Here is a 10,503-nt window from a genome sequence, read left to right as displayed (position 1 = left end):
GGTCTTGCCGGCGCCGTTGGCGCCGAGCAGCGTCACGATCCGGCCGCGCGGCACCTCGAGGCTGATGCCGCGGATCGCCATGATCGGCCCGTAATAGCTTTCGATGTTGGAGAGTTTCAGGATGATGTCCGCTGTGCTCATGGCATCATCCTCATGCGCCGAGATACGCTGCGACGACGTCGGGATGGTGCTGCACCTCGGACGGCGAGCCCATCGCCAGCACGCGACCGTAGTTCAGCGCGATGACGCGGTCGGAGACGCGGTTGACCAGCGTCATGTCGTGCTCGACCATCAGCACGGTGATGCCGAGCTCGCTCTTCATGTCGCGGATCCAGAACGACATGTCGTCGGTCTCCTCGACATTGAGGCCGGAGGACGGTTCGTCGAGCAGGATCAGCTTCGGCTCCGAGCACAGCGCCCGCGCCAGCTCGATCACCTTGCGCACGCCGTAAGGCAGTCCCGAGATCAGCTTGTCGCGGTAGGGCTCGAGATCGAGGAACTCGATCACCTGCTCGACGCGGCGGCGATGCGCCTTCTCGCCGGCGCGGACGCTCGGCAGGAACAATAGCTCCTGCCACAGCCGGGTAGTGGAATGGCGATGGCGGCCGACCAGGAGATTGCTCAGCACGGTCGCGTTCTCGAACAGCTCGATGTTCTGGAAGGTGCGGGCGATGCCGAGTTTCGCGATGTCGTAGGCCGGCTCCTGGGTGATGTCCTGATCCTCGAAGAAGATCTTGCCGGAGGTCGGCGGATAGATCCGCGAGATCAGGTTGAAGATCGAGCTCTTGCCGGCGCCGTTGGGCCCGATGATCGAGAGGATCTCGCCCTTCTCGACCGCGAAGCTGACCGCATCGACTGCCTTGAGGCCACCGAAATGCAGCGACAGGTTCTCGGCGCGGAAATAGCTCATCTGTTCCGCTCCGATTTCACATAGATCTTCTGCCGCTTGAAGGTGGCGCGCTTGTAGAGCGGGAACAGCTGGAAGAAGAGCTTGATCTTGAGCCAGCGGCCGTAGAGTCCGAGCGGTTCAAACAGCACAAACAGCACGATGATGATGCCGTAGATCGCGCCTTTCAGTCCGTTGGCGGAGGCGAAGGCTGCGACCGCGTCCTGGATATGGCCCGCGCGCTCGGTGCCGGCGCCGAGGGTCGCAGCCATGCCGCCGATCACGCCCGGCATATCGTCCTTTAGATAGGTCAGGAACGGATCGATCATGACCAGGAAGATCGCGCCCAGCACAGCACCGTGCAGGCTGAACGTGCCGCCGATCAGGATCACGATGATGAACTCGATCGAAAGCTGCAGCGTGAACATCTCGGGCGAGATGAAGGAGAGCTTGTGCGCGAACAGCACGCCGGCAAAGCCGGTGATCGCCGCCGAGATCGCGAACGACTTCACCTTGTAGAGCGCGACATTGATGCCCATGCTGCGCGCCGCGGTCTCGCTGTCGCGGATCGCGACGAAGGCGCGCCCGGTCGGCGAACGCAGCAGATTGAGCGTGCCGACGATGGTCAGCACCAGCACCGCAAGGCAGAGGTAATAGAAGGTCGGGCCGTCGCGCGACACCGTGGTGCCGAGCTGCATGGTCTTGACCCGCATGCCCTCATTGCCGTTGGTGACGCTTTCCCAGCGCGCCAGGATCTCCTCGACGATGAACGCAAAGGAGATCGTCGCGATCACCAGATAGATGCCCTGCAGCCGCAGCGCCGGAAACCCGACCAGCGCGCCGACCACGCCGGTCAACAGCCCCGCGGCGAGGAAGTAGACCGGGAACGGCACATTGAACTGCTGCAGATAGGCCGCGGTATAGGCGCCGATCGCAAGAAACGCGGCATGGCCGAGCGAGGCCTGTCCGGTGAAGCCGGTCAGGATCAAAAGCCCGACGCCGACGGTCGCGTAGATGCAGACGAAGACGAGCTGGCTCATCAGATAGCTCGAGAGCACGTAGGGCGCGATCAGCAGCACCGCCAGCAACAGGCCGTAGGAATAGATGTAGCCCGAATGCGGGAACAGCTTGATGTCGTCTTCATAATCGGTCTTGAAGAGAAACCGCATCCGTTGCTCCTCAGACTTTCTTCCGAACATGAAGGCCGAACAGGCCCTCGGGCTTGAGCAGCAGCACCGCGAGCAGCACGATGTAGGGCGCGACGTCCTTCCAGCCCTGCGGCAGATAGAAGCCGGCCATGCTCTCGATCACCCCGATCAGGACGCCGCCGACGACGGCGCCCGGGATCGAGCCGAAGCCGCCGAGCACCGCCGCCGGAAACGCCTTCAACCCCAGCACCAGACCGACATTGGAATGAATGAAGGTGATCGGCGCCAGCAGCACGCCGGCACAGGTCGCGACCGCGGCCGAGATCGCCCAGACGATCGAGACCACCCGCTTGACCGGAATGCCCATGTAATAGGCAGCCAGCATGTTCTCGGAGCTGGCGCGCATCGCGGTGCCGAGCGTGGTGCGGTTGAAGAACAGATAGAGCAGCGCGCACAGGATGATGGTCGCCGCGATCACCGACAGCTTGTCGTAGGCGAGCACCAGGCTGCCGATCCGAAGCACGCCCTGGCTGAACGGCGTCTCGATCTTGAAGTCGTCGGTGCCCCAGATCATGCCGGAGACCGAGCGCAGGAAATAGCCGAGCCCGATCGTCGCCATGATGATGGAGAACTGCGGATAGCCGAGGATCGGCCGCACCACGAGCCGCTCGGCCAGCATGCCGAACAGCGCCATGCAGATCACCGCGCCGGCGAACCCGACCCAGTAATTCAGCCCGAGCATGCCGATAAAGGTGAAGGCGAAAAAGCCGCCCAGCATCATCAAATCGCCTTGCGCGAAATTGACGACCTCGGTTGCCTTGTAGACCAGCACGAAGCCGAGCGCGATCAGGCCGTAAACGCAGCCGAGCGCGATGCCGCTGACGAGCTGCTGAACAAAGTCCAGCATCGTTCCCTCCCCGATGCCCGGCGATTCTTATCCGATCGCTCGTTGCATCCCGCCTTCACGCCCTTGTGTCTGGAGCGCCGAAAGCCGCCTATGTCCGCCCTGATTGAGCCAAAAGGCCCGATCCCTGTCAACAAACCGCTGTTGTCGCTGTATCATCACATTTGCGGAGATTTGCCGCAGCACGGACTAATACGGATATCACCTTTGATTTGCCTCGTGCGATTCACTGCACCGAAACGGTTTTTGTCCAAGCTTTGCGCAACCGACGAGCGAAATTCCGGATCGCCACCACGCCATGACACCTGAACTGTCCGCACTCGCCGTGCGAGGGTTAACCAAGCGTTTTGACCGCCCGGCGGTCGATGCGCTCGATCTCACGATCCGTGTCGGCGAGTTCTATGCGCTGCTCGGGCCGAACGGCGCTGGCAAGACCACGACGCTGCGCATGGTGGCCGGGCTATTGCGGCCCGATGCCGGCTCGGTGTCGATCCTTGGCATCGACGCGCTCGCCGATCCGGTCGCCGCCAAGCAGATCATGGCCTGGGTGTCCGACGAGCCGATGATCTACGACAAGCTGACGCCGCTGGAATATCTCGAATTCGTCGCCGGCCTGTGGGGCATCGATCCGCGCACGTCGGAGAGCTCGGCGCGCGATCTCCTGGTGTCGCTCGGGCTCGAGCCGCATCTCAACGAGCGCTGCGAAGGCTTCTCCAAGGGCATGCGCCAGAAGGTGGCGCTGGCCGGCGCGCTGGTGCACGATCCCCGCCTGATCATTCTCGACGAACCGCTGACCGGCCTCGACGCGCTGTCGGCGCGTCACGTCAAGGGACTGCTGCAGGAGCGCGTCCGCGCCGGCTGCACCGTGATCATGACCACCCACATTCTCGAAGTCGCCGAGCGGATGGCCGACCGGATCGGCGTCATCGCGGCCGGCAGGCTGATCGCCGAGGGCACGCTGGCCGAGCTGCGCGCGCAGAACGGCCGCAACGACACCACCCTCGAGGACATGTTCATCGCGCTGGTCGATACCGAAGCGGCGGCCGCGTGAGCTCGGTCGCCCACCTCACCTGGTTCGCCCGCCACGAATTCCGCCTGGCGTGGCGCGAATGGCTGGCGATGATGACCGGCGGCCGGCGCCGGCGCAATCGCGCCGTGATCGGCCTTCTGATCTTCGCGGCGATCCTGCATCTGCCGGCTTATGCCGTGGTCAACCGCTATGCCGACCTGCGGTTTCCGCTCGACCCGTCGTCGCTGATCGTGCTGACCGCGACGATCTTCCTGGCCTGGGCGCTGATGCTCTCGCAGGCGATCGAGTCGGTGACGCGCGTGTTCTACGCCCGCGCCGATCTCGATCTGATCATGTCGTCGCCGGCAAAGCTCACCAACATCTTCTCGATCCGGATCGCCGCGATCGCGCTGACGGTGAGCAGTATGGCGCTCCTGCTGTCGACGCCGTTCATCGACGTGCTGGTCTATCTCGGCGGCCCGCGCTGGCTCGCCGGCTTCGGCGTCGTCCTTGCGATCGGGCTGTCGGCGGCCGCCGCCGCGATCGCCGTCACCGCGTTCCTGTTCCGCGTGATCGGGCCGAGCCGGACGCGGCTGGTGGCGCAGGTCGTCTCCGCCGTGATCGGCGCCGGCTTCGTCATCGCGCTGCAGGTCGTGGCCGTGCTGTCCTACGGCACGCTGTCGCGCTTTGCTTTTCTGACCTCGGAAACCGCGGCGCGAATTGCCCCCGCTGCCGACAGCCTGCTGTGGTGGCCGGCCCGTGCATCGCTCGGCGACCTCGAAATCATGATGCTGCTGCTCGCCGCGGCGCTGGTGATGCTCGGCGGCGTGATGGCGCTATTCGCACCGCGGTTCGCCGATACGGTCGCCAGCGTCGCCGCCAATCCGGCTGCGGTGACGCGGGGACGCGCCCGCGCGTTCCGGGCCGGCTCGCGGCAGCAGGCGCTGCGGCGCAAGGAATTCTTGCTGCTGCGCCGCGACCCGTGGCTGCTGTCGCAGAGCCTGATGCAGATGCTCTATCTGTTGCCGCCGGCGCTGATGCTGTGGCGCAGCTTCTCCGGTACGTCGACCGCGATCGTGCTGATTACGCCGGTCATCGTGATGGCCGCAGGCCAGCTCGCCGGCGGGCTCGCATGGCTGACCATCTCCGGCGAGGACGCGCCCGATCTGGTGGCGACCGCGCCGCTGCCGCCGTCACGCGTGACCCGCGCCAAGGTCGAGGTGGTCCTGATCGCAATCGCCGTAATCTTCGCCCCGCTGGTGGCCGCGCTGGCGTTTGCCTCGCCAGGGCAGGCCGCGGTCACGGCGATCGCAATCCTCATCGCGACCGCATCCGCCGCCGCGGTCCAGCTCTGGTTCCGCGCGCAGGCCAAGCGCAGCCAGTTCCGCCGGCGCCAAACCTCCTCCCGCATCGCCACCTTCGCGGAAGCCTTCTCCTCGATCGGCTGGGCCGCAACCGCGGCGTTGGCCCTGACAATCCCGACGGCTGCGCTGGTCAGCGGCATTCTGACGCTGCTGACGCTTGCCATCGCCTGGAAGATCAGCCCGCGGCGCTAAAGCATGATCCGGAAAAGTGCGAAGCGGTTTTCCGAAAAGATCATGCTCAAACAAAGAGCTAAGGCGCGATGACGATTCAACTTAATCTCATCGCGCTTTAGCCTTCACCACCTCGATCACCGCCGCGGCGAACGCCTCCGGCGCTTCCTGCGGCAGGTCGTGCCCGGCATGCGGAATCAGGCGATGGGCCAGGCGGCGGGTGTACTTTGCCGCGGTGCGACTGCCGTCGGTCGCGAACGTCACGCCGTCGTCGGCGCCGTCCAGCGAGATGGCGGGGACCCTGATGACAGGCAATGTGTCGAGCCGCCGCTGCAAATCCGCATATTGCGGATCCCCATCGACAACGCCGTAGCGGTGCCGATAACTGTGGATCACGACGTCGACATAATCAGGATTGTCGAACGCGACCGCAGTCCGCTCGAAGCAGGCGTCGTCGAACGCCCAGCTCGGCGACCATTGCGACCACAGGATTTTGGCGATGCCGCGCCGGTTGGCGGCGAGCCCCGCCCGCCCCCGCTCGAGCTGGAAATAGTACTGGTACCACAGCGCGACCTCGCGATCCGGCTGCGCCGGCACCATCGCATGTGCGATGTCCTGGATCATGTAGCCGTTGGTGCAGACGAGTCCGATGCATCTTTCCGGCCACAGCGCCGCACCGATCGATGCGGCGCGGCCGCCCCAGTCATAGCCGGCGAACACCGCGCGCTCGATGCCAAGCGCGTCCATCAGCGCCATCATGTCGGCGCCGATTGCCGCCTGCTCGCCCGAGCGTGGCGTCGCCTTGTCGCGGAACGCCGTCGGTCCGTAGCCGCGCAGATAGGGCACGATGACCCGACAGCCTTGCGCCGCCAGCACGGGCGCGACGTCCACATACGAGTGGATGTCGTAGGGGAAGCCATGCATCAGCAGCACGGCCGGCCCATCGGAGGGGCCCGCTTCGTAATAGGCGATGTTGAGCACACCGGCGTCGACATGGCGCAATGGCTCGAGCCGTTTGGTCGAAGGCGCGCGCTGCGAAGAGACGGTATCAGTCACGCAGAACTCCCTGATCTCGATCGTTTGCGCGGCATCCTAGCGTGTCCCGACGCAATAATCGCCCGGCTCGTGTTGCAGCCCGCGCCATGGAGCGATGCACGGGCCTCATCATGACGGCACGCCAATTGCGCGCTACTCTTCCGTCCGCGGATGCCGCCGCAGACGGAACAGGTCATGCTGAGATTGCTCGCCGCGCTTGTCTTGCTGGGACCATTGACCGGTCATGCCTTCGCGCAGGACGCCCAGCGCAGCGAATGCCTGGCGATGGCAAATGCGCCGCCGCGCGCCGTTCCCGTGAGCTACCGCCGCGTCGCGGCCAAGACCGCGGACAAGACCGCGACCAAGTCCGACGAAGTCGCGATCACCTATGCCGGCCATTCGACCTACTATATCGACACGCCCGGCGGCATCCGGATCGCGACCGACTATAACGGCGTCTATCGGACCGGGCGGCTGCCAGACGTCGCGACCATGAACCGGGCCCACGCGACCCATTACACGCTGTTTCCCGACCCCAAGATTCCCCACGTGCTGCATGGCTGGGGCGAGAACGGGCAGGCCGCGCATTACGCCGAGCGCATCGGCGACGTCTATATCCGCAATGTCACCACCGACATCCGCCGCTACTGGGGCGAAGACTCCGGCGGCGAGATGATCAAGGACGGCAATTCGATCTTCATCTTCGAGGTCGCCGGCCTCTGCATCGGCCATCTCGGCCACCTCCACGTCAAGCTCGACGACAGCCATTTCGCCGCGATCGGCCGGCTCGACATCGTGATGGTGCCAATCGACGGCACCTATACGATGTCGCTCGACGGCATCTCCGAGATCACCAGGCGATTGCGCGCCGCCGTCGTGCTGCCGATGCACCGCTTCGCCACCCCGCTCGACGAGTTCATGCGCCTGATCGGCCAGCAGTTCGAGATCGATCGCCGCGGTGGCGAGCGCACCTTGCGGATTTCGCGCGACACGCTGCCGGCGACGCCGACGGTGATCATCCTGGATGGGGTGTGAGGCTCAACGCACTCATTCCTCCGCCGCCTGGCTGCGCCGGTAGTACCGCCGCGATTTGGCAAGATTGCCGCAATCGCCCATCGAGCACCACCGCCGGTTCTGGGTACGGCTCTCGTCAACGAACAACCAACCGCAACCCCGCTCATCCTGGCACTGCTTCACCCTCAGCGCACGGGGCCCGGTCAGAAGGCTCACCGCCGACCATGCGATCGGCTTGAGCAGCGTCTCGGGCGCAACTTTCCCGGCTGTCGGCAGCCACCGCAGGGTGTCGCCGACAGGTCCGAGCGCAACACCGCCCAACGCTGCTTCGAGGTATCGGTTGATATCGGCCAGCGCCGTCCGATCGATCCGGCCGCCTCCGATGCGGGCGATAAAGATCCTGTAGAGCGCCTCGCGCAGACCATGCGCCGCATTCAGAAAGGCATCGGCCTCGTGCGGTGAGGCTTTCCATCGCGCCTTGAGCTGCGCGGCGATCCGGCGATCCGCCAGTTCGGCATCGACCAGCCATTTCAGGATGGAATCCGAGGTCGCGATCCGATCCTCAACCAGGTCGCGGAGACGCCATGCGACGGTATTGACGAACTTGATGCTGAGCTCTTCCCGGGACGACGCCTCAGGCGAAGGAACGCGCGGCATGGTCCAGCAACTCCTCTGGAACGCATAACCCCTTAATGGGTTGGATTTGATAACCCATTAAGGAGTTAGAATCTAGCTCGGGAGCCTCGCATGTCCAAGCGCGTTTTGATTGTCGGCGCGTTCGCCGCCATCTACCTGCTTTGGGGTTCCACCTATTTCGCGATCGCGCTCGGCCTGAAGACGATCCCGCCGTTCCTGCTGATGGGCCTTCGCTCGCTCGGCGGCGGCCTGATCCTTGTCGCGCTGAACGGGGCGGACGTCACGCGCGTTTCGCGGTGGAACTGGCTGACCGCAGCACTCTGCGGCGTGCTGTTCTTCGTCGGCTGCCATGGTGTTCTCGCTTATGCCCAGCAATCGGTCCCGTCCGGCATCGCCGCGATCATGCTGGCTACGATCCCGTTCTGGGTGTTGCTCATCGATTTCCTGTATCCGCAAACCCGGCGTCCTGCGACCATGACGCTGGCCGCATTGCTGCCCGGCCTTGCTGGTGTTGCAATCGTGGGCTGGCAATCGGCCGAACAGGGCCATTTCAGTATCCTTCCCATTCTGCTGCTGCTCGCTGCGGCGTTCTCCTGGGCGGTGGGCACGGTGCTGTCGCGTCGGACTTCGGATCATGGTTCGCCAACATTGTCGTCAGGCATGCAACTGTCGATCGGCGGCGCGGTCCTGTTTGCAATCAGTCTTGCGTCCGGTGAACTGGAAGGCTTCTCGCCGCGCGACGTTTCGGCGCCTTCGCTCGCGGCCGTGATCTATCTCGCCATCGCCGGCAGCGTCATCGGCTTCACGGCATTTCGCTGGCTGCTCGACAATGTGTCGACGTTCATGGTCTCGACCTACATCTTCGTCAACCCGATCATCGCCGTGCTGCTCGGCACGCTGATTCTGGGCGAGCCGTTTTCCGTCACGATGTTGTTTGGAGCGCTTCTTGTCATCGCCTCGGTCATCATCACTTGGCGCACCGAGCAGGCATCGCCGGCGTCGGCGAGGCAAGCTCAGTCGATGACGTGGTCGCGACCGGCAATACGGTCGGGTTGACCGGCACGCGCAGACGTACGCATGCCTCCTCAGGTAGAGGTCAGGCAGAGGCCCGGGTTTGACGCGCTCCTGCGCGGCTCGTTATCCTCCCCAAAGCCGACATCGTATCGGCGGCCGACAAGAGCAAGAACAGGGAGTATTATCCATGGCCAGCACTCTGCCCGCCTCCGCCAGCGGGCTCTATGCCAATCCGCGCGAAGACTGGCTCGCCCAATACACCGAGGAGATCATCGATCCGGCCCGGCCGATCGTCGATCCGCATCACCATCTCTGGGATCGCGGGGGCTTGCGCTATCTGATCGAAGAGATGCGCGACGACATCGCGTCCGGCCACAACATCGTGGCGACCGTCTATGTCGATTGCCGGTCGATGTACCGCGCCGACGGCCCGGAGGCGTTCCGTCCGGTTGGCGAGGTCGAGTTCGCCAACGGCGTCGCGGCGATGGCGGCGAGCGGCGGCTACGGCAAGGCGGCGATCTGCGCCGGCATCGTCAGCCACGTTAACCTTCTGATCGGCGATCAGGCCAAGGCGGTGCTGGAGGCGCAGATTGCCGCCGGCAACGGCCGGTTCCGCGGCATCCGCCACTCCTCGGCCTGGGACGAGGATCCCAACGTCGCGCATATGTACGCGAACCGGCCGAAGGGCATTCTGCTGGACTCCACCTTTCGTAGGGGGTTCGCCTGCCTGGCACCGCTCGGCCTCAGCTTCGATGCCTGGTTGTTCCACCCGCAGATCGGCGAGCTGACCGACCTCGCCCGCACCTTCCCCGATACCCGGATCGTGCTCGACCATTGCGGCGGGCCGGTCGGCACCGGACGCTTCGCCGGCAAGCGCGCGGAGACCTTTCCGGTCTGGCAGGCGTCGATCCAGGAGATCGCCAAATGCCCGAACGTCGTGGTCAAGCTTGGCGGGCTGGCGATGTGCCTGCTCGGCTACGACTTCCACCTCCGCCCCAGGCCGCCCTCGTCGGAGGAACTTGCTGCCGCCTGGCGGCCTTATGTCGAGACCTGCATCGAGGCGTTCGGTCCGGACCGTTGCATGTTCGAGAGCAACTTCCCACCTGATAAGGGGCAATGCAGCTACCAGGTCATCTTCAACACCTTTAAACGGCTTGCATCACAATATAGCGAAGCCGAAAAGACGGCGTTGTTCTTGAAGACGGCAAAGGATGTCTATCGGCTCGATATCGGGTAAACTCTCGACTCATGGATGACGGCATCACCATCCGGCCGCTTCGAGAGGCTGATGCGGAAGCGGTGGTCGAACTTTACGCAAAGGC

10 protein-coding genes and 1 pseudogene are annotated in these 10,503 nt (G+C 64.5%); 5 read left to right on the top strand and 6 right to left on the bottom strand.

Translation table 11 applies throughout. From position 1 onward, the window contains the following. The 4 genes and pseudogenes from AKL29_RS44115 to AKL29_RS01245 form a co-directional block, all read right to left on the bottom strand. Positions 1–141: pseudogene (locus tag AKL29_RS44115) on the bottom strand (ABC transporter ATP-binding protein); the annotation flags it as partial. 10 nt (positions 142–151) lie between these two features. Further along, positions 152–910: an ABC transporter ATP-binding protein gene (locus AKL29_RS01255; protein WP_028336610.1), complete on the bottom strand. Its 759-nt coding sequence runs from the start codon at positions 908–910 to the stop codon at positions 152–154. Next, positions 907–2,055: a branched-chain amino acid ABC transporter permease gene (locus tag AKL29_RS01250; protein WP_050382509.1), complete on the bottom strand. Its 1,149-nt coding sequence runs from the start codon at positions 2,053–2,055 to the stop codon at positions 907–909. The genes AKL29_RS01255 and AKL29_RS01250 overlap by 4 nt, the downstream gene beginning before the upstream one ends. A 10-nt stretch (positions 2,056–2,065) precedes the next feature. Continuing rightward, on the bottom strand, positions 2,066–2,941 hold the full coding sequence (locus tag AKL29_RS01245) for a branched-chain amino acid ABC transporter permease (RefSeq protein WP_028336612.1): 876 nt from the start codon (positions 2,939–2,941) through the stop codon (positions 2,066–2,068). A gap of 295 nt (positions 2,942–3,236) precedes the next feature. On the opposite strand from AKL29_RS01245, the gene AKL29_RS01240 reads away from it, so the two are divergent. Beyond that, positions 3,237–3,989 (top strand): ABC transporter ATP-binding protein, encoded by a 753-nt coding sequence (locus tag AKL29_RS01240; RefSeq protein ID WP_050382508.1) that lies wholly within the window; start codon positions 3,237–3,239, stop codon positions 3,987–3,989. Then, positions 3,986–5,503 (top strand): hypothetical protein, encoded by a 1,518-nt coding sequence (locus AKL29_RS01235; protein ID WP_050382507.1) that lies wholly within the window; start codon positions 3,986–3,988, stop codon positions 5,501–5,503. The genes AKL29_RS01240 and AKL29_RS01235 overlap by 4 nt, the downstream gene beginning before the upstream one ends. An 87-nt stretch (positions 5,504–5,590) precedes the next feature. Here the strand turns inward: AKL29_RS01235 and AKL29_RS01230 are convergent, their stop codons facing one another. Further along, positions 5,591–6,538: an alpha/beta fold hydrolase gene (locus AKL29_RS01230; protein WP_050382505.1), complete on the bottom strand. Its 948-nt coding sequence runs from the start codon at positions 6,536–6,538 to the stop codon at positions 5,591–5,593. A gap of 174 nt (positions 6,539–6,712) precedes the next feature. On the opposite strand from AKL29_RS01230, the gene AKL29_RS01225 reads away from it, so the two are divergent. Next, positions 6,713–7,552 (top strand): MBL fold metallo-hydrolase, encoded by an 840-nt coding sequence (locus AKL29_RS01225; RefSeq protein ID WP_050382702.1) that lies wholly within the window; start codon positions 6,713–6,715, stop codon positions 7,550–7,552. 12 nt (positions 7,553–7,564) lie between these two features. Here AKL29_RS01225 and AKL29_RS01220 read toward each other — a convergent pair whose 3' ends face one another. Beyond that, positions 7,565–8,188, bottom strand: a complete 624-nt coding sequence (locus AKL29_RS01220; RefSeq protein ID WP_050382503.1) for a CGNR zinc finger domain-containing protein — start codon at positions 8,186–8,188, stop codon at positions 7,565–7,567. Between the two features lie 90 nt (positions 8,189–8,278). Here AKL29_RS01220 and AKL29_RS01215 point away from each other — a divergent pair, with 90 nt between their 5' ends. Both AKL29_RS01215 and AKL29_RS01210 read left to right on the top strand, forming a co-directional pair. Beyond that, positions 8,279–9,223, top strand: a complete 945-nt coding sequence (locus tag AKL29_RS01215; RefSeq protein WP_050382501.1) for an EamA family transporter — start codon at positions 8,279–8,281, stop codon at positions 9,221–9,223. A 145-nt stretch (positions 9,224–9,368) separates the two neighbouring features. Beyond that, positions 9,369–10,418: an amidohydrolase family protein gene (locus AKL29_RS01210; RefSeq protein ID WP_038377984.1), complete on the top strand. Its 1,050-nt coding sequence runs from the start codon at positions 9,369–9,371 to the stop codon at positions 10,416–10,418. Positions 10,419–10,503: the final 85 nt, after the last annotated feature.

This window comes from Bradyrhizobium pachyrhizi (genome assembly GCF_001189245.1).
In the GTDB taxonomy this organism is placed as follows: Bacteria; Pseudomonadota; Alphaproteobacteria; order Rhizobiales; family Xanthobacteraceae; genus Bradyrhizobium; species Bradyrhizobium pachyrhizi.
This window is presented reverse-complemented; position numbering and strand designations above follow the sequence as displayed.